The organism is Nonomuraea soli (assembly GCF_013761175.1).
In the GTDB taxonomy this organism is placed as follows: Bacteria; Actinomycetota; Actinomycetes; order Streptosporangiales; family Streptosporangiaceae; genus Nonomuraea; species Nonomuraea soli.
Window position 1 is genome coordinate 420,598 of the sequence record NZ_JACDUR010000004.1, and the last position, 20,809, is coordinate 441,406.

Genomic DNA, 20,809 nt, shown 5'->3' on the forward strand with positions numbered 1-20,809 from the left:
GTCATCCGATATGGTCAAGATCCGGCAAAGAGAGGGGTTGCCATGCGGCGGACCGTCGCCCTCACCGCCCTGGCGGCGGCACTGACACTGACCGGATGCGGGCTGGCCGAGGAGCCCTCGACGGCGCGGGAACCCAAGGCGGCGCAGGAGCCCACGACGGCGCCGACGGCCACTCCGACCGTCGGGGTGCAGGTCGAGGAGGGCAAGGCGATCGCGGGCACGATCGCCGACGTCTCCGCCGGAGGCCAGACCGGCAAGGCCAAGCTGGAGATCATGTCGCTGAAGCGGCAGGGCAAGACCACCACGCTGAACTTCACCGTCACCGCCCTCGACGGCAAGGTCAACATGCACAACGGCATGGGCGGGCACACCCTGGACTTCACGGTCTCGGGTGTCAGCCTGATCGACCCGGTCAACGGCAAGCGATATCGGGTCGCCCGTAACGGCACCGACGACAAGGCGGAGTGCGTCTGCAGCGGCACGCAGGGCATGTTCCTGGCCCCCGGCGACGACGCCTCGGGCAGCGCCTACGCGGTCTTCGGCGCGCCGCCGGCCGAGGTGACCAAGGTGGACGTGGAGTTCCCGATGATCGGCGTGATCCACGATGTCCCGCTCTCTTGAGCTGCTGCTGGCGCTGACCCTGGCCGTCGACCCGAGCACCCCGGTGGAGGACCTGGTCTTCCCGGTCGAGGACATCGTGGCCGAGGTCGAGTCGATGGACGGCGCGCAGAGCGAGAGCACCCGCGACGGCGAGGTGACGGTGGCGCTCACCAGCGACGTGCTGTTCGCGCTGGACAGGTGGGTGCTGACGGCCAGGGCCAGGCAGCGCCTGACCCGGGTCGCCGACCAGGTCGGGCGGCGGAGCGCCGGCGGGACGATCCGCATCGAGGGGCACACCGACGACCAGGGGTCCGACGCCTACAACGTGGCGCTGTCGCGCAAGCGCGCCGAGGCGGTCAAACGGTTCCTGGCCTCGCGGCTGGAGGGCGCCTTCGAGGTCCGTGGGTACGGCGAGGCCAGGCCGAAGTGGCCCAACGTGGTCGAGGGCAGGGCGGTTCCGGCCAACCAGGCGAAGAACCGCCGCGTGGAGATCGTCTTCACGGCCAAGCCGTCAGGGTGAGTCGTCCTCGGGAGCGAGTCGGCGTGCCCGGGGTACGGTCACTGCGCCTGGAGTTCGCCCAGGGTCACGGTGACGGTCTGGGTGGAGCCGTCGGGCCTGACGATCTCGACCTTGGCCTGGTCGCCGGGTTGCAGTCCGGCCAGGACCTCGGCCAGCGCCCCCATCGTGGGAGTCTCGACGCCGTTGACCGACAGGATGATGTCGCCCGGCTTGATTCCCGCCTGCGCGGCGCCGCCGTTCGGGACCACCGAGACGACCTGTACGCCGAGCGGGCGGCCGTCGGGGCCGAGAACGCCGCTGCCCTGGATGCCGAGGGCGGCCCGGTGGGTGTTGGTGACCTTGCCGTCCTTGATGATCTGGTCGGCGATGTCGGTGGCGGTGTTGCTCGGGATGGCGAAGCCGATGCCGGGCGCGGCGCTGTCGCCGAGTTCGGGGTTGGTGGCGGCCAGCGTGGGGATGCCGACGACCTCGGCGCTGAGGTTGACCAGCGCGCCGCCGCTGTTGCCGGGGTTGATGGCGGCGGAGGTCTGGATGGCGTTGGCGATGACCCCGCCGGGCGGGGGTTCAGAGACCGTACGGCCCAGCGCGGAGATGATGCCGTTGGTGACGCTGCCCGACAGGCCCAGGGGGTTGCCCATGGCCAGCACGATCTGGCCGACCCGCGCCTTGGCCGAGTCGGCGAACTTGGCCGGGCGCAGCCCCGTGGCGTCGGAGACCTTGATCACCGCCAGGTCTCCTTCGGGGAAGGAGGCGACGAGCTCGGCGGGCCGGGACGCGCCGCCGGTGGCCAGGGTCACCTCCAGCTGCGTGGCCTGGCCCACGACGTGGGCGTTGGTCACGATGTGCCCGGCGGTGTCGTAGACGATGCCGGAGCCCAGTCCCACCTTCGTGTTGATCTGCACGACGGAGGGCATCACCTGGGTGATGACCTGTTCGTAGGCGGCTTCCAGGGCGAAGGCGCCTGCGGTGGGCTGGGCCGCGGGCGTCGTGCCCGTGGCCGTCGGGGTGGCGGTCGAGGTGGTGGGTGCGGGGGAGGAGCACCCGGCGGCCAGTGCGAGCAGCAAGGCGCAGAGCTTGATCCTCATGCGCCGGTATCTTCCCTGATCAGCGGGAAAGATACGCCTCCCGGACGTCGGTCCTGCTGAGCTTGCCGGTGGGGGTGCGCGGCAGCGTCCGCCTGAACTCGATGACCCTCGGGTGTTTGTGGCGGGCCAGGCGTGCGGCGCACAACTCCAGCAGGTCGGAGGCCGAGACCTCGGCGCCCGCCACGGGCTGCACGAGGGCGACCACGCGGTGGCCCCACTCGGGGTCGGGCACGCCGATCACCGCCGCGTCGGCCACGCCCGGATGCTCGACCAGCACCGCCTCGATCTCGGCCGGGTAGATGTTCACCCCGCCGGAGATGATCAGGTCGGTCCGCCGGTCCAGCAGGAACAGGTAGCCGTCGTCGTCGAGGTAGCCGATGTCGCCCGGGGTGTAGTCGCGCCCGCGCATCGCGGAGGCGGTCTTGCCGGGGTCGTTGTGGTACTCGAAGCGGTTGATGCCGCCGATGTAGACCAGTCCGGGCTCGCCTGGCGGCTGCTCGTGGCCGTCGTCGCCGACGATGCTGAAGCTCATGCCGTCGAGCGCTCTGCCGACCGTGCCGGGCTTGGCCAGCCACTCGGCGGAGGAGACCATGGTGGCCACGGCCGCCTCGGTGGAGCCGTAGTACTCCCACACGACGGGCCCGACCCAGTCGATCATGGCCTGCTTGACCGCCGGAGGGCAGGGGGCGGCGCCGTGGTAGAGGTGGGTGAGGCTCGACAGGTCGTACTTCTCACGATCGGGTACGGCCAGCAGCCGGTGGAACATCGTGGGCACCATGAACGCGTTGGTCACCCGGTAGCGCGCGATCAGCTCCAGCGTCGCCACCGGGTCGAACCGCTCGGGCGCCACGACGGCGTGCCCGAGGTGCAGGGCCATCATCGCCTGGCCGTACGGAGCCGAGTGGTAGAGCTGCGAGCAGACCAGGTGCACGCCCCCGAAGGGCAGCTGGAAGTGCCGCCAGCTCTTGCGCATCAGGATCGGGTGGAGATCCTCGGGAGGCAGCTCCAGCAGGCGGCGCCGCACTCCCTTGGGGCGGCCGGTGGTGCCCGAGGTGTAGAGCATCATCGACCCCGCCCAGCGCTCCCCGGGTGGCCCGTCGGGGCCGTCGGGCAGGTCGCCGGGGGAGGTGATCACGACCTTGGCGCCGCAGTCGGCGACGATGTAGTCGATCTCGTCGGTGGTGTAGTGCCAGTTGACCGGCACGTGGTAGGCGCCGATCTGGTAGGTGGCCAGCATCAGCGTCAGCGCCTCGGGCCCGTTGGGCAGCACGCTGACGACCGTGTCGCCGCGGCCGACGCCCCGGGCGAGCAGCCCGTTCGACACCCGGTTCACCCGCGACAGTAAGGCGCCGTAGGACAGCTCGTGCTCCGGCAGGGCGGGCCGATCAGGCTCCGCTGCGGCGATCTCGTAGAAGCCCCTCATGGTCGGGACTTTATAGAACAACGTTCTGTAGGCAAAAGGGCTCAGGCCCTGACGTACTCTCAAGCGCATGGGCGACGATTTCCTGCCCTCCCATGAAGCGCCCACGGCACCCTTCCAGCGTGTCGTGGTCCCCGAGGAGCCACGACCCGACCGCAGGCGGCCATTGATCCTGCTCGGCGCCGCCGCCGCGACCGCCGCGGCGGTCGCCGGGGTCTTCGCGCTCTTCTCCGGTGACCAGCCGCGCAAAGGGGCCGCCACCCCGACGCCCGTGCGCGCCGAGGCCTCGCCCTCCGCCACGGCGACGGGGCTGAGCGGTGCGCCGGAGAGCCTGCCGTACGCCGGGTTCGACGGCGAGACCAGCAAGATCACCGGGACGATCGCCGACAAGCACTCCCTGGTGAGCTATCCGCACCTCGGCAAGCCGTGGGTGCCCAAGAACTACGCGCCGTTCGCCGTCGCCCAGCGGGTGGGCGAGGTGGCCACGCCGCACACCCTGATCGGCTCGGCCATGGTGCCGATCAACGACCTGCCCGAGCCCAAGAGCGAGGCCGACTACCGGCGCTACGCCGAGCGCGCGGTCGGCTGGGCCCTGCGCACCCACTTCCCGGAGGGAAGCGCGGCCACGTGGACCGCGTCCCAGAAGCTCGCCAAGGGCAAGGGCTGGCTCCTCGGCTTCACCGCCACCTACCGGGGCGGCACCTCTCAAGGCCTGCTCGCGGTGGTCGAGGTGGGCAAGAAGAAGCCCGCGATGGTGCTGGCCGCCGTGCCCGACACGCGCAAGGAACTGTGGCCCGACCTCAACACCCTGGTCAAGGGGGTACGAAAATCATAGAAGCATCCTCTAGAATAACCTTCTAGCCAGTTTGACGACACTGTCGACGAAGGAGCTTCCATGGCGATCGGGTTGAGCGAGGAGCACGAGGCGCTCCGCGAGTCCGTGGCGGGCTGGGCCGAGCGGCACATCGCCCCCCGCGAGACGGCGGAGGGGCGCCCCGGCTTCTGGGCCGGGCTGGCCGAGCAGGGACTGCTCGGACTGCACCTGCCCGAGGAGTCCGGCGGGTCCGGATACGGCCTGCTGGAGACCGCCGTCGCCATCGAGGCGCTGGCCGAGCGGGTCGCGCCGGGGCCGTACGTGCCCACCGTGCTGGCCAGCGCGGTGATCCACGCCTCCAAGCGCCACGACCTGCTTGCCGGTCTGGCCGACGGCACGCTGACCGGCGCGGTGGCCCTCACGGGCTCGCTGAGCGGCACCCGCGGCGACGACGGGGTCCTCACGATCTCCGGTACGGCGGACCCGGTGCTCGGCGCCGACCTCGCCGACATCCTGGTGCTGCCCGTCGGCACCTCCGAGGGCGAGGAGTGGGTAGCCGTCGACGCGGCCGCGCTCACCGTCACCCCGGTCAAGTCCCTCGACATCACCCGGGCCGTGGCCAAGGTCGAGGCCGATGGCGTGGCCGTACCCGCCGAGCGTGTGCTCGACGGCGTCGAGGGTCCCGACGTGCTCAACCTCGCCGCGATCCTGCTCGGCGCCGAGGCGGCGGGCCTGGCCTCCTGGTGCGTGAAGGCCGCTTCCGACTACGCCAAGGTGCGCGAGCAGTTCGGCCGCCCGATCGGCCAGTTCCAGGGCATCAAGCACAAGCTCTCCCGCATGCTCGTCGCGCTGGAGCAGGCGCGTGCCACGGTGTGGGACGCCACCCGGGCCGAGGGCAAGGAGCTGGAGTTCGCCGCCGCCGTCGCCGGTGTCATGGCGCCCGACGCGGCCGTGCAGTGCGCCAAGGACGCCGTGCAGACCTTCGGCGGCATCGGCTACACCTACGAGCACGACGCCCACCTCTACCTGCGCCGCGCGCTCACCATCCGGGCGCTGCTCGGCTCCAGCTCCGAGTGGGCCGCCTCCGTCACCTCTCTCGCCCTGTCCGGTGTCAGCCGCGAGATGGAGATCGACCTGCCCGAGGACGCCGAGCCGCTGCGCGAGGCGATCCGGGCGGAGATCGCCGCCATCGCCGCTCTGAGCACCGAGCCGAACGGCCACGCCAACCGCGGCAACGACCAGAAGCGGGCGCTGGCCGACCAGGGCTTCGTCATGCCGCACCTGCCCAAGCCGTGGGGCCGCGCCGCCTCCCCGCTGGAGCAGGTGCTCATCCACCAGGAGCTGCGGGCCGCCAAGGTCAAGCTCCCGCAGATGATCATCGGCGCCTGGGTGGTGCCCTCCATCGCGGTGTACGGCACGCGCGAGCAGCAGGAGCGTTTCCTGCCGCAGACGCTGTCCGGCGAGACGATCTGGTGCCAGCTGTTCTCCGAGCCCGGCGCCGGCTCCGACCTGGCCAACGTGCAGATGAAGGCCGAGAAGGTCGAGGGCGGCTGGAAGCTCAACGGCCAGAAGATCTGGACCTCCGTCGCGCACGTCGCCGAGTGGGGCATCTGCATCGCCCGCACCGACAGCAGCAAGCCCAAGCACGACGGCATCACCTACTTCCTGGTCGACATGAAGTCGTCCGGCGTGACGGTGCGCCCGCTCACCGAGATGACCGGCGAGAACCTGTTCAACGAGGTCTTCCTCGACGACGTGTTCGTCCCCGACGACCTGGTGGTCGGGGAGGTCGACGACGGCTGGCGGGTGGCGCGCAACACGCTGTCCAACGAGCGCGTCTCGTTGTCGTCCGGCTCGGGCGGCACCGGCTCGTCCGTGCCCGACCTGCTGGGCCTCGTCGGCCGCCTGGGCCGCGAGCTCACCCCGGCCGAGGCCGTCGAGCTGGCCCACGTCGTGTGCGAGGGCCACTCGATCAACGCCCTGTCGCTGCGGGTCACCCTCAAGCAGCTGGCGGGCAACGAGCCTGGCGCCGACGCCTCGGTGCGCAAGCTGCTGTCGACCTCGCACGCCCAGCACGTCTCCGAGACCGCGGTGAACCTGCTCGGCGCCGCCTCCGTGGTCGCGGCCGACATGCGCCTGGGAGACGCGGGTTACTGGAACCGCGCGGTCCTGGCCACCCGGGCCATGACCATCTACGGCGGTACCACCGAGGTGCAGCTCAACATCATCGGCGAGCGCATGCTCGGCCTGCCGCGCGACCCGGAGCCCGGCAAGTAGGCCCCCGGTGGGGGATCGGTGTCAGCACCGATTCCCCACCGGATCCGGCGCTGTCATCATCGGACCATGAAGGCTGCGCTGGCCGTGGGCGGCATCGCCGCCGTCGCCTCGGCGATCTCGTTACGGGCCTGGGCCGAGGGTTTCCAGTACGGCGGCAACAGCCCGTTCCTTGTGCTGTCGATGGCCGTCGCCGTGGTCGTGACCTACCTGGCGGCGCAGCGGCGACGGTCGCTCCTGGCGGTCGCCGCCGCCCTCATGCTCTACCTGGTCTCCACGGCCGTAGCCGTGGAGCTCGCCGGGCTGCGCGGACAGCGCGACCCCTTCGCGGTGGTGGCGGTGATCGTGCACGCCTGCGGTTACATCCTGCCCGTCGCCCTGCTCCAGGCCGCCTTCATCGCGGCGGGGGAGCGGCTGGGGGTGGTGCGCCGCCGTGGACGGCTGCTCGCGCGGTGGGTGGTCGGCTACGCGGCGGTCTACTGGATCGTGGCCGCGCTGGCCGTGCCGGTCGGCGTGCCGTACGAGGACATCCAACCGCTCCTGGACCTCGGCGAGGACTGGAGCTGGGCGCTCGCGCTGCCCTGGATGCTGGGCGTGCTGGCCGGTCCCGTCGTGATGTGGCGGGCGGTACGGCGGGCACGGGGCGAGCCGCGCGCCCGCGCCCTGGTGGTGGCGGTGCTCAGCCTGGCGCCGATCGTGACGATCGTGTTCTGCGTGTTGGCGGGCTTCATGGCGTTCGACTTCGGCCTGCTCAGCGTCGAGTTCGGGGAGTGGGCCCTGGCCATCGCCTTCTCCCTGCCCTTCGTGGTGTGCGCGCCCGGGCTGCTCCACGCCCTGGGCTCCGCGCAGCCCTCCCCTTCCGAGCGCTGGATGCGCGTCCTGGCGACCTTCGTGGCGCTGCCCCTCGGGATCGTGGTGGTGGCGGTGAGCTCGATCGTCGGGAGCAGGTTCGGTTCCGTGCTGCCGATCGTGGTGGCCACGCTGGCCGTCGCCGGGGCGATCGCGGTGGTGCGGCGCAGGCTCGTGCGTTTCCTGGTGTTGTGGGCCGACCCGGTGCGGGCGCGCACCGCACGGCTGGTGCGCGAGCACGACGGCAGCCTGCGTCCCGCCGCCGGCGTCGAGGCGATCCTGCGGCAGTCGCTGGGGGAGCCGGAGCTCACGCTGCTGCTGCGCCTGCCGGAAGGCCGGGGGTGGGTGACCGTCGACGGCACGGCGTGTGACGAGCCGGGCACGGCCTTCGGCGACTCGGCGCGGCTCACGGGGCTCACCGAGGACGGCGACCTGCCGGGCTGCCTGGCCGAGGTGGCCCCCCTGATCGACAGGGCGGTGCTCGAAGTGGCCGTGCGCGACCAGGCCGCCCGCGTCGAGGAGGCCGTCTCCGGCGAGCGCAGGCGTCTCGAACGCGACCTCCACGACGGCGTCCAGGGGCGCCTGCTCGCGCTGGCCCTCGACCTGAAGATGGCCGAGCACACCGTGGGCGGCGAGGCGCGGCTCCTGCTGAACGATGCCGCCGAGAGCCTCGGCGCGGCGATCGGCGAGCTGCGCTCCCTGGCCGGCGGCGACATGCCGGAGCTGCTCAGCAGACGCGGGCTGAAGGCGGCGCTGGCGGACCTGACCGGGCGCATGCCGGTGCCGATCAGCCTGGCCGTCACCGACTTCCGGCTTCCCGCCCAGCAGGAGACGATCGCCTACCTGGTCGTCTGCGAGGCGGTCACCAACGCGCTCAAGCACGCCAGGGCCGACTCCATCGACGTGGAGGTCGTGGTGGAGGCGGGCCGCGCGACGGTGACCGTGCGCGACGACGGGTGCGGCGGCGCCGACCTGCGCGCGGGGACGGGCCTGCGGGGCCTGGCCGAGCGGGTGCGCAGCGCCGGAGGGCACCTGATGGTCAGCGACGCCCGGCCGCGCGGCACCGTGCTGGAGGTGACGCTCCCGTGCGAGTCGTGATCGCCGAGGACCTGGTCCTGCTGCGCCAGAGCATCGCCCGCCTCCTGGAGCAGCACGGCATCGAGGTCGTGGCCCAGGCGGGCGACGCGGCGGCCCTGGTCGACGCGGTCGTGGCGCACCGGCCCGATCTCGTGATCGCCGACGTGCGCATGCCGCCGACCTTCACCGACGAGGGGGCCAGGGCGGCGCTGATGCTCCGCGACCGCTATCCGGATCTGGCGGTCCTGATGCTCTCGCACATCGTCGAGCCCGCCCTGGCCATGCGCCTGGCGGGCGGCCGTCCGGCGAGCTTCGGCTACCTGCTGAAGGACCGCGTGCTCGACCTCGACGACTTCGTGGCCGCCGTCGAACGGGTCGTCGGCGGCGGCACCGCCATCGACCGGCAGGTGATCGACCACTACCTGGTCGGCACCTCGCTCAGCGGCCGCGAACGCGAGGTACTCGGCCTGCTGGCCCAGGGGCTGAGCAACCAGGCCATCGCCCGCCACCTGGTGCTGTCGGAGCGCACGGTCGACACGCATCTCGCCTCGATCTTCGTCAAGCTCGGCCTGCCGCAGGACGGCGAGCACAACCGCCGCGTGCGCGCCACCCTGATGTGGCTGCGGAACCGGAGCTAGCACCGAGGCGTACGGCAGGGCCGCAAACCTACCGTCAGCCGCATGACCACCATCTCCCTCCTGGGCCGCCTGGCCCCGCTCGGACCGCTCGCCATGGCGGGCTGGGCCCTGTCCGTCCCGTACCAGCTCTCGGAAGAGCCGCGGACCTGGATCCCCAGGGCGGCCGCCGAGTCCGGCCGCCTCCAGGTGGCCTTCGTCATGCTCCTGCTGTTCGCCATGACCGCCACGGCGGGTGCGATCGTCACCGGGCTCGTCGCCAGGCGGGCCTCGCTCGGAATCGGGACGACCGGCCTGGTGCTCACCGTGACCGGCTTCGGCGCGGTCTCCTTCAGCGGCGCGGGCTACGACGCTGCGGCCGTCGCCGCGCACCGGGTCGGCGCCCCGGCCGAGCGGGTGCTCGCGGAGCTCGACACGTTCGCGGCCCCCATGATCGCGGGCGCGGTGTTCGTCCCGCTGATGGCGCTGGGCGTCATCCTCATGGGCGTCGCGTTGTGGCGGGGCAGGGCGGTGCCGCGCTGGGCGGCCGCGCTGCTGATCGCCGCCTTCCCGGTGATCCTGGTCGGCGGCGCCTTCTCGACCATCGTCAACGCCGCGGGCTGGCTTTTGATGGCCGTGGGCTTCTGGGCCGCTGGTGAGGCTTTTGTACGGCAAAGCGCGCGCTACCCTGTAGCCCCCTCCGGAATGTGAGCACCTGTGACCGTCGTCCGGCGCCTGGCCCCCGCGCTCCTCGGGGTCGCGCTGGCCGTGCTCGCCCTCGGCCCGGCCCTGGGGCCCGGTTTCGTGCTCCGCTACGACATGGTGTTCGTGCCCGACCCGCCGATCCTGCCCGACACCGGCGGCTTCCCCCGGGCGGTGCCCAGCGACCTGGTGATGGCGCTCCTGTCGCGGGTCGTGCCCGCGCAGCTCGTGCAGAAGGCCGTACTGGTGGGGATCTTCGTCCTGGCGGCCACGGGGGCGGCCGCGCTGGTGCCGAAAGGCACCCTGGCCAAGCTCGCCGCGGCGGCCTTCTACGGATGGAACATCTACCTGGCACAGCGGCTCCTGCTCGGCCAGTGGGCGTTGCTGCTGGGCGTGGCGGCACTGCCCTGGGCGATCAAAGCCCTCGCCCCCGGCTCCGGGCGCGCCGCGTGGTGGTGGTTGCCGCTGGCGCTGCTGCCCGCCGCCGTGGGCGGCTTCCAGGCGATGCTCGTCTCGGCGCTGGCGCTGCTGCCCGTCGCCGCCTTCGTGCGGCGGCTCCCGGCCGCGCTGCTCTGGCTGGCGCTCCTGTCCCTGCCGTGGCTGGTGCCGGCGCTGGCCGCGCAGGCGGTGACGGACCCGGTGGGCGTCGACGCCTTCGCGGCCCGCGCCGACGGGCCGTTCGGGGTGCTGGGCAGCCTGCTGGCCGGGGGCGGCATCTGGAACGCCGAGGCGGGGGTGCCTGGCCAGGACGACTGGTGGCAGGCGACCGCCCGCCTGCTGCTCGCCGTCGCAGGGCTCGCGGGTTTCGTACGGTTGGGCAGGTCGAAGGAGCGCCCTGCATGGTGGACGGGCCTGGCGGTGGCCTCGGCGGCGGGCCTTGTGATCGCCGCGCTCGGCCCGCTGGTGCTGGAGCAGCTCATCGCCCTGTGGCCCGGATTCGGCCCCCTGCGCGACGGGCAGGTCTACGTGGCGCCGATGGTGCTCGCGGTGGCGGTCGGACTGTCGTCGCTGCCGGTGCCCCGGCCCTTGGTCATCGTCGCACCGCTCCTGGTGCTGCCGACCTTCGCCCTGGGCGCCTTCGGCAGACTCGACGCGGTGCGTTACCCCGGCGACTGGCGGGCCGTCCAGAGGATCGTGAATGAGGATTCCGCGCCGGGGGCGCTGCTGACGTTGCCGTGGAGTGCCTACCGTGCTCACGCGTGGAACGAGCACCGGGTGATCCTCGACCCGGCGACGAAGCTGTTCGACCGCCGTGTGGTGTGGAACGACGGGCTCAGGATCGGCATGGCGGACGGCCGGGTTCTTGTCCTTGATGTCGAAGATCCGCTCGCCCGAAAAGTGGGTGAGCAACTAGGCCGAAACGTCCTCGACGAGTCCACAATCCGTTACGTTCTGCTTCCCGCAAGTGAGAACACGTTCCTCACGGACGACCCTGCCTGGCGGCCTGTGTTCCAAGGCCGGGAGCTCTTGCTGCTGCGGCGATAAGCAAAAAGTCTGGGGTACCCGAGAGTAACTTGCTTTGTTACGGTTTGACCAATGCACTGGCCATGGTCATGAACGCGTTCTAATCTCACAGAACTCGCATGCATCTGGAGGGAGAGCCCGGTGGTTCGAATCCTCGCGGCCCTGATCATCGGCGCCGTACTGGCGGTAGGGGCTTCGGCTGCGGTTGTCAACGTGGCCGCGCCGACCGCGGAGGCGCCGCCCAATCAGCCGCTCTACAACTACGGCAACAGGTGACCTTGATCCTTCCGGCCTGACGGCCAAGTCAACGAGTTCGGGGCGTGGCTTCGCCATGCCCTAGAAGAGGAGCGATCGTGGTCATGACCGGTGGGCAGACGGAGACGCAGACGCTCACCGGACAGCTGAGCGGCCTCCGGGTCGCCCTGTGCAACTTCCGCGAGCCGCGGCAGGCGGCCGCGGGAGGCGCAGAGGAATACGCCTGGCAGATCAGCCGGTACTTCGTCGCGGAGGGCGCTGAGGTCACCTTCCTGACCAGCAGGGAGCCCGGCCAGTCTCGCCAGGAACGCTGCGACGGCATCGACCTGCGTCGTATGGGCAACCGCTTCCTGGTCTACCTGCTGGTGCCCCTCTGGCTGCTCCTGCGCCGGCGCCGCTTCGACGTGGTCATCGACTGCATGAACGGCATCCCGTTCTTCTCCCCGGTGGTCGTGCGCCGCCGTACCACCGTGATCAGTCTCGTCCACCACGTGCATGACCGGCAGTTCCACGCGTTCTTTCCGCGCTGGCCGGCCAGGGTCGGCTGCTTCGTCGAAGGACCGGTCGCGCGCCTGGTCTACCGGCGCTGCCCAACCGTGACCGTCTCGGAGTCGTCACGCCACGATCTGCGCGAGAAGCTGCGGTGGCTCGCCCCGATCCAGGTGATCCCCAACGGCAGCCCCGCCCGCGTCAGGACCGAGGGACCGCCCGCCAGCGGCGAGCCCGCGCTGGTCTATGTCGGCAGGCTGATCGGGCACAAGCGCGTCGAGCAGGTGGCCGACCTGGCCGAGCAACTCGCCGACGACTATCCCGCGCTGCGCGTGCACATCGTCGGCCGCGGCCCCGAGCTGGAGCCCCTCGCCGCGGCCGGGCGCGAGCGGGTGCACGTCCACGGTTTCCTCGACGACCCAGCCAAGGATGCCATCCTCGCCTCGGCGCTGCTGAACGTCACCGCCTCGGAGTTCGAGGGCTGGGGGCTGACCGTCATCGAGGCCGCCGCGCTGGGCGTGCCCACGGTCGCCTACGACGTGGCCGGTCTGCGCGATTCCGTGCGCGACGGCGAGACCGGGTGGCTGGTCAAGGAGGGCGAGACCTTCGCCGATGTCGTACGGCGAGCGGTCAAGGAACTGTCGGACCCGCGACGCCGTACGGAGATCCAGTTGGCGTGCGTGACCTGGGCGGGACAGTTCTCGTGGTCCCGGACCGGCGCTAATATGACCGAGCTCTTGCTGACAAATTCCGATATCAAGAGATCTGAGTGACTTCGAAGGCCGACGAATCAGGAACGGGAATCCGCCACCGGCTACGCCTGATCGCGGGATGCCTGTTTCTGACGGCGGTCGCGTTCAACACGATGCCCGAGCGGATCCTGTCGGAGACCAAAGTCGACATGGCCGTCGATCCGGTCGGCTTCCTGTCCAGGGCGTTGTACCTGTGGGACGACAGCTACTTCGGCCACCTGCAGAACCAGGCCTACGGCTACCTGTTCCCGATGGGCCCGTTCTACGCCGCAGGACTGGGCCTGGGCATCCCCGCGTGGAACGTTCAGCGGATGTGGATGGCCCTGGTGCTATGCGCGGCCTTCGTCGGAGCCGTGCACCTGCTGCGTGCGCTCCGCATCGGCAACCATTGGACCCGCTTGGTGGCAGGCCTGGCCTACGCGCTGGCCCCACACGCGCAGGCCCTGGTCGGCATCAACTCCTCGGAGTTCCTGCCCAGCGCCGTGCTGCCGTGGATCATGCTTCCGCTGGTGCACGGGGCGCGCGGGCGCTGGGGGCCACGCAGGGCGGCGCTCCTTTCGGCCGCGGCGCTTCTGTTCGCCGGAGGCGTCAATGCGGCCGCCGAGCTCGCGGTGCTGGTCATCCCCCTGATCTACCTGCTCACCCGGCGCGGCCCAGGACGACTCAGGATGCTGCTGTGGTGGCTGCCCGCAGTGGCGCTGGCGAGCACGTGGTGGCTGGCCTCGCTGGTGCTGCTGGGCCGCTACATCTTCTCCTTCCTGCCGTACATCGAGACCGCGGGGGCCGTCACCTCGGTCACGTCGCTGGCCAACGTGCTGCGCGGCACGTCCAGCTGGCTCGGCTTCCTGCGCGTGGACGGCCGCGACTGGGTGCCCGCCTCGGCTGAGCTGTCCACTCATCCGTGGCTGATCGCCGCCACGCTCGCGGTCGCCGCGCTGGGGCTGGCGGGCCTGGCCGCGCGGCGCAATCCAGAACGCGCCTTCCTGCTGATCACCCTGCTCGTCGGGGTGGCGGTGGTCTCCGCCGGCCACGTCACCGATCTCGCCACCCCGCTCACACCCGCGCTGCGCGAGCTGTTCGACGGGCCGCTCGCGGCCTTCCGCAACCTGCACAAGTTCGACGCGCTCGTCCGCCTGCCGCTGGTCGCGGGCCTGGCGATGCTGCTGGCCCAGGTCAAGCCGCGGCGCGTCGTCGTGCCCGTGACCGCCGCACTCGTCGGGGTGACCATGCTCCCTGTGGCCGCCTTCGGGCTGTCGACGGGCGGGTCGTTCTGGAACTTCCCCGACCATTGGCAGCAGGCGGGCGCCTGGCTCGACGAGCACGCGGGCGAGGGCCTGGTGCTGGCGGTGCCGGGCTCGCGGCGCGGAGAGTACGACTGGGGCCGCCCGCTGGACGAGCCTATGCAGTCGCTGCTGAAGAAGGCCCGCTGGGCCACCAGCAGCAACATGCCCTGGGGCTCCGCTGGCGTGAGCAGGCTGCTGCGCGCGATCGACGAACGGTTCGCCGGAGGGCAAGGCTCTGAAGGGCTGACCACCGTGCTGCGCCGCATGGGGGTGCGCTACCTGCTGGTCCGCAACGACCTGGATCGCGCCACCATCACCGAGGGCTGGCCCGCCCGCGTACACGAGGCCATCGAGGAGTCGCCCGGCCTGTTCAGGGTCGGCGGGTACGGCAAGCAGGTCGGCATCCCGCAGCACACCACCGCCTCAGGCTGGATCGACCAGCCGTACGACGCCCTGGAGATCTACGAGGTCGCCGGCACCGCCCCACTCGTGGGGACCGTATCCACGGCCGGGACCATCCGCGTCACCGGAGGTCCTGAGGCGCTGCTGCCGCTGGCCGACGAACAGCTGCTCACCGACGACAGGCCCACCCTGATCGGCGACGACAGCCCGGGCACCGAGGTGCCCACGGCCGACACCGTGCTCACCGACACCCTGCGCAAACGCCAGCTGGCCTTCAGCGACGTTCACCGGGCGACCTCGGCCACCCTCGCCGAGGGCGAGAAGTTCGCCAGGAAACCCCCGGCCGACGACCTGACCGATCCCGCCTGGACCGGCTACACGACCACGGCCGCCTACCACGGCGTCTCCGGCGTCACCGCCTCCTCCTCCGAGGCAGAGCTGGACGCCACCTCGCAGACCCGCGACGCGGGCCGCCTGCCGTACGCAGCCCTGGACCGGGACCTGCGCACCGGCTGGCGCAGCCACGGCTGGGACGGCGCGATCGGCCAGTGGCTGGAGGTGCGCTTCAGCCGGCCCGTACGGCTCGGTATGATCACGCTGGCTCTCGACCGCAGCGTCGAGGTGGCACCGGTGGCGCAGATCCGCGTCGACAGCGATGCGGGCAGCCGCCTGATCGACGTCGACCCCGGGCAGGTCCGGCAGACGCTGCTGGTGCCCACCGGGCTCAGCAGCCGGCTGCGCGTCACGGTGACGCGGCTGGCCAGGCCCGACCCCTTCCGGGCTCCGCCCAGAGTCGGCATCCTGGAACTGACCATCCCCGGCGTTGATGCGGCGCGGACCCTGTCGGTTCCCGGCGTGAAGGAGGACGGCAAGGGCGTGCCGACCGCCGTGCTCAGCCGCCAGGGCGGCGCGTCGCCGTGCATGCACGGCTCCTATGCCTGGGCCTGCTCGCAGCGCCTGGCCATTCAGGGAGACGATGGCAACGGCTTCGACCGCACCATCGTCACCCAGGAACCGGGGGAACGGGTGATCACCGGCCGGGCGGTCATGACGTCGCCCGGCGCGCTGGCCAGGCAGCTCGAATCGCCTGGTTCCCCGATCAAGGTGCGGGCCTCCTCCGTGGCGGTGGATCACAGTGCCGTGGGAGCGCGCTCCGCCATGGACGGCGACCGGCGCACCGCCTGGTACGCCCACCCGGACGACCTGCGTCCCACCCTCACCGTCGACCTGGGGGAGACCAAGAAGCTGTCGTGGCTGCGGGTGCGCCTGCCCGACGCCTACCTGGGCGCGTCGCCGATGCGGCTGACCGTGCGGTCCGGCTGGCAGAGCCGTACAGGATGGGTGGGCGCCGACGGCCTGTTCACCTTCGCGCCGATCACGGCGAGCGTCTTCAAGCTGGAGTTCACGGCAGCCGCACGCCAGGAGGTTGAGGTCATCGAACTCCAGGTGCCGGGGACCGATCCGCTGCCGTCGCTGGAGGGGCAGCAGGCCCGGCGGTCGTGCGGCTTCGGTCCCAGCCTGGAGGTCAACGGCCGCCGCGTGCCGACCGAGGTGGTCGGCGGCACCCTCGACGACCTGGCGCACGGCAGGCCGGTCAGCTTCCGCAGCTGCGCACGGGTGGCCGTGGCGGCGGGGCCGATCAGGATCGTCTCGCCCTCGACCGACGACTTCCAGATCCAGTCGATGGCGGTGCGTCCCAAGAGCTCGCAGGTTGACAGGCCCCAGGTGCGGATGACCGCCGCCAAGCCGCTCAGCTGGACCCCGGCCGAGCGGCGGGTGCCGGTCAGCACCACCCAGGAGAGCTACCTGATCGTCAACGAGAACTTCAACGTGGGCTGGCGGGCCAGCCTCGCCGGGCGTGTGCTCACCCCCGTACGGCTCGACGGCTGGCGGCAGGCCTGGCTGCTGCCCGAGACGGCGTCGGGCGTGGTCGCCATGACCTACGTGCCCGACCGGCCCTACACCTGGACCCTGGCGGGCGGTGGGGCGCTGGCGCTGCTCGTGGTGCTGGCCGCCCTGATCCCCTCGCGTCCGAGGGCCCCGCTGCGGCCCGCCGGGCTGTCGGCGGCCGGGCTGACGCTGGTCCTGGCAGGAATCGGGCTGGCGACCGCGGGCTGGGCCGGGCTCTCCGTCGCGGTGGCGGGTTTCCTGATCTTCCGGCAGCTGAGTACAGTCGCGGGCGCGGAACACCTGCGTCCGCCCTTGTCGCGGCTGGCCCGCCGGATGGCGAGCCCGTGGCTGATCCCCGTGGCGCTGGCTGGAGCATGGGCCACCCTGGGGCTCCCGGTCGCGCAGCTGTTCTGCCTGTTCGCCCTGGCCCTGCTCGCCGCGGCCAATTGGAGTCTGGAAGCCAGGTGGCCGCATGAGGCTGCGTAGCGTGGCGCTCGTGCTGATCGCGCTGTCGGTACTGGTGAAGGGCCTGATCGTGCAGGAGGCGTTCTTCAAGGAGGACGACTTCGAGTTCAGCGCCCGCGCGGTCGAGGACAGCCTCGGCTGGGACTACCTGACCAGGATGCATCACGGCCAGTTCATGCCCGGCGGCTTCCTGCTGGCCTGGGTGCTGACCCGCATCGCGCCCTACTCTTGGGGCCTGGTCACGGGGGTCGGCCTGGTCGGCCATGCGCTGGCCGGCTTGGCCGTGCTTCACATGCTGACCGTGGTGTTCGGCCGCCGCCGGGGGATTCTGGTGCCACTGGCGATCTTCCTGTTCAGCGTGCTGACCGTGCCCGTAACCGCCTGGTGGGCCGCCATGCTGAACACCATCCCGCTGCTGATCGCCCTGCCCATGGCGGTGGCTGCCCACGTCAAGCACCTGCGTACCGGCCGGCTGCCGCTCGCGCTGCAGGCCGTCGGATGGGTCCTGTTCGGCCTGGCCTTCTTCCTCAAGGCCGCCGTCATCGTCATCCTCCTGCTGGCTCTGACGCTCGGCTACTTCCGCGACCGCGCACGTGTCGGACCCCGGACCTGGATCCTGTACGGCACGGCGCTGGCTGGATACGTGATGCTCTACTTCACGCTCGGAGGCGGTGGAGCCGACGAGGGATCGGGCTTCCCCGGCGTCCCCGTCGCCCTGGACCTCACCTGGCAGCTGCTCGGCAGAACCCTGGCCACCAGCGTGCTGGGCGGGCCGGGCCGCTGGTTCTCCGGACACGACTGGGCCACGGTCAGCCCCCTCCTCACGGTGGTGATCGTCGCACTGGTGCTGCTGGCCGTGCTGGTGGCGCTGACCATCCGCTACCGCCGCCGGGCGGTGTGGGCCTGGCTGATCCTGCTCGGCTACGTGCTGGCCGCCGGCCTCGCGCCGGTGCTGGTCGGCAGGGCGCACATGCTAGGTGGCTTCCTCGGCAGCGACACCCGCTACCTGGCGGATGCCGTCCCGGTGATGGCCCTCGTCATCGGGCTGCTCACCATGCCGGTGGTGGGCGAGGCGGAGCCGTACAGGAGGGAACTTCCCAGCCGGGAGGTGCGCTTCGGGACCGGCGGGATGCTGCTCGGGGGTTTCCTGGTCGGCTCGCTGATCTCGATCACCTTGTTCGGCACTCACCTGGGCTCGCGCAGGGCCGAGTTCATCGCCAACGCCCGTCAGGCACTGGCCGAGCTGCCCAACGACCGGCCGATCTTCGACCGCGTGGCGCCCGACTTCATGATCTCGCCGACCTACGGGGAGTACGCCCTTCTCTCCCGGATCGTCCTGCCGCTGGCCCCGCAGCGCATGCTGGAGCTCTACCTGCCCGGCGCCGGCCCGGAGGGGCTCGTCTTCGACGACCAGGGCAGGCTCAGGCCGGTCACCGTGGACGGTCGGAAGGTCGACCCGCCCGGGTCGTGCTGGAAGGCCGACGGCACGGACGTCGTGGTGCCGCTGCACGAGCCTGTGCCGCTCGGCGGGCTCGTCAGGCTCGGCACCTACTCGCCGGGACCCGGCCGCGTCACGCTGGTGCTGGGCGACGACAGGAAACATGTGGAGGTTGGCGAGGGGCTGTCCCAGATCTACTTCACCGCGCCGGGCGACCTGCGCAGCGTACGGCTCACCGAGATGACCCAGGGGGTGAAGATGTGTTTCGGCGACCTCACGATCGGTCGGCCCGTCGCGGCGCCATGAGGCGGCTCGCCATGGCCACGGCCGGGATCGGCTCCTTCCTGCTCGTCATGGCCGTCCTGCTGCCGTTCGCCGTGTATGGCAGGGCGCTGGCTCATCCCGTCGACCCGGCGCTGACCGTGCGCATGGAGGGTGATCGGGGCACCGTCTTCGACACCGCAGAGCTGCGCGAACGGACAGGGGAGTCGCTGGTGCAGACCATCGTCCTGTCGGGCGACCGCGGCGCCGCCGACTCCGAGGTGGCCGTCTGGACCGAGTTCGCCACGCTCAACCGGTCGGGCGGCGAACGGGTCGACTACCGGCAGCGGCGGCTGGGCTTCGACCGGCGAACTGGATTTGCCGTCGACTGCTGCGCCGCCTACCCTGCCAAGGCCAGTGGCCTGGCCTTCCGCTGGCCCTTCGACGCGAGTCGGCGCGACTATCCGCTCACCGATCCGGTCACCGGGCAGAGCTTTCCCGCGCGGTTCCAGGCCGTGGAGAGTCTGCACGGCCTGACCGTCCACCGCTATGCGCAGACCGTGCCGCGCACCTTCACCGGGGAGGGCATCGCCCTGCCGTACTCCGTCCTGTCGGTTCAGGGCAGGGGCCAGGTGACACTGGAACGGCACGTGGCGATCACGAGGAGCGTGTGGGTCGAGCCGGTCAGCGGCATCCCGGTGAAGGTGACGGAGCAGCGGGTCGACACGTTGGTGGCTCCCGGCGGTCAGGAGGCCAGGACCCTGCTGCGGGCCGAACTGACGACGAGCGCGGCCGACACGGCGGCGCTGGCCGCTTCGGCGCGGCGGGTGGTGCTCTACTCCGCCCTGATGCGGACCGTGCTACCGCTGGTCTTCGGTGGGCTCGGGCTGGTGATGACGGCAACGGGCTTGTGGTCGGGGTGGCGGGTCAGCTCCGCGCCTCCGCCGGCTCGGCAGGAGCAGGCGCAGGACGAGAGCGCGCCCGGGCCCCGAGCCGCTGAAGCGGGCGCTCCACCAGGCGATAGCTGACATCGGACACCGCCACCGTGATGGCGGACACGGCCAGCAGGTTCGTGAGGAAGCCTCCGGTCCACTGCTGCTGTCCGGTCAGCTCGTACCAGGCGTACAGGACGACGAACTGCCACAGGAAGATGCCGTAGGAGATGCGCCCCAGGTAGGCCATCACCGGGCTGCCGAGCAGCCTGCCCGGCAGGCTGGCGTCCGCGGCCACGGGCGCCAGCAGGAAGAACGCCACCACCGTGTAGAGCATCAGCTCGAACATGCTGGTCCAGAGGTGGTCGATGCCGAAGAAGCGCGGCCCGCTGATCGGCGTGGCGGCGATGGCGTAGGTGAATGCGGCCGCCAGCCAGCACGAGCCCCACGAGCCCGCCAGCGCGCGGCTCAGGCGTGCGCCGCGTCCCTCCGGATCGGCCACGGCCCACACCGCCACGACGGTGAGGATCATGCCGGCGCTGAAGTACGTCAGGCCGCGCGGCAGCCACAGCGACATCGACGGGGAGTGGACCGGGTAGTACGTCAGCACGCACCATACGTAGGACAGCGCGGCCAGCACCCCCAGGCCCAGCAGCAGCCGCTTCGCCCTGGCGTCCACGCTCTGCCCGCCGCGACGGGCGAAGGCGTCCAGTGCCCAGGCGATCAGGGGCAGCGCCAGGTAGAAGCTGACCTCGACGCTGAGGCTCCACATTTGGGCCAGTCCACGCGGCCCCAGGTTCGGCGCCCACCACTGGTCCATGTCGTAGACCTGGCCGAGCAACAGCAGCTCGATCCAGGTCACCACGTTGTCGAGATGTTCGCGGCTCCACAGCAGCATGGCGGTGACCACCACCAGCCAGTAGGCGGGCAGGATGCGAAGGGCACGCTTGCGGAAGTAGGACCGCAGATCCGGGCCGGGCCGGTGGAGCAGCAGCCGCATTGCCCAGGGGCGGTAGAGCAGCAGGCCGGAGAGCGCGAAGAAGATCGGGACGGCGACATCGCCGCGGGCCAGCAGGCTGGGGTAGAAGCCGGGCTGCATCCCCGCTCCGGTCTCCATGGCCACGTGGAAGGTGAGCACCACGAAAGCCGCGACGGCACGAACGCCGTCAAGCGGAGTCTGGTGACCGTCGACCCGTGGGGTAGAACCTGTTTCGGTCACTATT

At 71.2% G+C, this 20,809-nt stretch carries 16 protein-coding genes; 13 read left to right on the plus strand and 3 right to left on the minus strand.

Annotation, left to right across the window (positions count from 1 at the left end; genetic code table 11):
* The first annotated feature begins 42 nt into the window (after window positions 1–42).
* Window positions 43–621: a hypothetical protein gene (locus tag HNR30_RS20420; protein ID WP_181611493.1), complete on the plus strand. Its 579-nt coding sequence runs from the start codon at window positions 43–45 to the stop codon at window positions 619–621.
* Window positions 605–1,120, plus strand: a complete 516-nt coding sequence (locus HNR30_RS49360; RefSeq protein WP_181611494.1) for an OmpA family protein — start codon at window positions 605–607, stop codon at window positions 1,118–1,120. Before HNR30_RS20420 ends, HNR30_RS49360 begins: the two co-directional genes overlap by 17 nt.
* A 38-nt stretch (window positions 1,121–1,158) precedes the next feature.
* Here the strand turns inward: HNR30_RS49360 and HNR30_RS20430 are convergent, their stop codons facing one another.
* The gene (locus HNR30_RS20430) at window positions 1,159–2,205 is read right to left on the minus strand and encodes a S1C family serine protease (RefSeq protein WP_181611495.1); all 1,047 of its coding nucleotides are present in this window, start codon (window positions 2,203–2,205) and stop codon (window positions 1,159–1,161) included.
* Window positions 2,206–2,224: 19 nt separating this feature from the next.
* Complete coding sequence (locus HNR30_RS20435; RefSeq protein ID WP_181611496.1) at window positions 2,225–3,628, minus strand: AMP-binding protein; 1,404 nt, start codon at window positions 3,626–3,628, stop codon at window positions 2,225–2,227.
* A 67-nt stretch (window positions 3,629–3,695) separates the two neighbouring features.
* On the opposite strand from HNR30_RS20435, the gene HNR30_RS20440 reads away from it, so the two are divergent.
* The 11 genes from HNR30_RS20440 to pgfA all read left to right on the plus strand — a co-directional run bounded on the left by HNR30_RS20440 (window position 3,696) and on the right by pgfA (window position 19,682).
* Window positions 3,696–4,460 carry a hypothetical protein gene (locus tag HNR30_RS20440; RefSeq protein ID WP_181611497.1) on the plus strand — a complete coding sequence of 255 codons (765 nt, stop codon included), beginning with the start codon at window positions 3,696–3,698 and terminating at the stop codon, window positions 4,458–4,460.
* A 60-nt stretch (window positions 4,461–4,520) separates the two neighbouring features.
* Window positions 4,521–6,716, plus strand: coding sequence for an acyl-CoA dehydrogenase family protein (locus HNR30_RS20445; protein ID WP_181611498.1), 2,196 nt, complete (start codon window positions 4,521–4,523; stop codon window positions 6,714–6,716).
* Between the two features lie 66 nt (window positions 6,717–6,782).
* Window positions 6,783–8,660, plus strand: a complete 1,878-nt coding sequence (locus HNR30_RS47970; RefSeq protein WP_181611499.1) for a sensor histidine kinase — start codon at window positions 6,783–6,785, stop codon at window positions 8,658–8,660.
* Window positions 8,648–9,277: a response regulator transcription factor gene (locus HNR30_RS20455; RefSeq protein ID WP_181611500.1), complete on the plus strand. Its 630-nt coding sequence runs from the start codon at window positions 8,648–8,650 to the stop codon at window positions 9,275–9,277. The genes HNR30_RS47970 and HNR30_RS20455 overlap by 13 nt, the downstream gene beginning before the upstream one ends.
* Before the next feature lie 42 nt (window positions 9,278–9,319).
* A complete protein-coding gene (locus HNR30_RS20460; RefSeq protein WP_181611501.1) occupies window positions 9,320–9,964 on the plus strand; it encodes a hypothetical protein in 645 nt (214 codons plus the stop codon).
* A 6-nt stretch (window positions 9,965–9,970) separates the two neighbouring features.
* The gene (locus HNR30_RS20465; protein WP_181611502.1) at window positions 9,971–11,440 is read left to right on the plus strand and encodes an MmpA family trehalose lipid delivery protein; all 1,470 of its coding nucleotides are present in this window, start codon (window positions 9,971–9,973) and stop codon (window positions 11,438–11,440) included.
* A gap of 120 nt (window positions 11,441–11,560) precedes the next feature.
* Window positions 11,561–11,695: a hypothetical protein gene (locus HNR30_RS49365; RefSeq protein WP_281389809.1), complete on the plus strand. Its 135-nt coding sequence runs from the start codon at window positions 11,561–11,563 to the stop codon at window positions 11,693–11,695.
* 83 nt (window positions 11,696–11,778) lie between these two features.
* Window positions 11,779–12,936 carry a glycosyltransferase family 4 protein gene (locus HNR30_RS20470; protein ID WP_181612143.1) on the plus strand — a complete coding sequence of 386 codons (1,158 nt, stop codon included), beginning with the start codon at window positions 11,779–11,781 and terminating at the stop codon, window positions 12,934–12,936.
* Window positions 12,933–16,976 (plus strand): alpha-(1->3)-arabinofuranosyltransferase domain-containing protein, encoded by a 4,044-nt coding sequence (locus tag HNR30_RS20475; RefSeq protein WP_181611503.1) that lies wholly within the window; start codon window positions 12,933–12,935, stop codon window positions 16,974–16,976. The genes HNR30_RS20470 and HNR30_RS20475 overlap by 4 nt, the downstream gene beginning before the upstream one ends.
* The gene (locus tag HNR30_RS20480) at window positions 16,963–18,699 is read left to right on the plus strand and encodes a hypothetical protein (protein ID WP_181611504.1); all 1,737 of its coding nucleotides are present in this window, start codon (window positions 16,963–16,965) and stop codon (window positions 18,697–18,699) included. The genes HNR30_RS20475 and HNR30_RS20480 overlap by 14 nt, the downstream gene beginning before the upstream one ends.
* Window positions 18,696–19,682 carry a cell envelope lipid trafficking protein PgfA gene (gene pgfA / locus HNR30_RS20485; protein WP_181611505.1) on the plus strand — a complete coding sequence of 329 codons (987 nt, stop codon included), beginning with the start codon at window positions 18,696–18,698 and terminating at the stop codon, window positions 19,680–19,682. The genes HNR30_RS20480 and pgfA overlap by 4 nt, the downstream gene beginning before the upstream one ends.
* On the opposite strand, the gene HNR30_RS20490 is transcribed toward pgfA, so the two are convergent.
* Window positions 19,582–20,805, minus strand: a complete 1,224-nt coding sequence (locus tag HNR30_RS20490) for an acyltransferase family protein (protein WP_312894532.1) — start codon at window positions 20,803–20,805, stop codon at window positions 19,582–19,584. The genes pgfA and HNR30_RS20490 overlap by 101 nt on opposite strands.
* Between the last annotated feature and the right edge of the window lie 4 nt (window positions 20,806–20,809).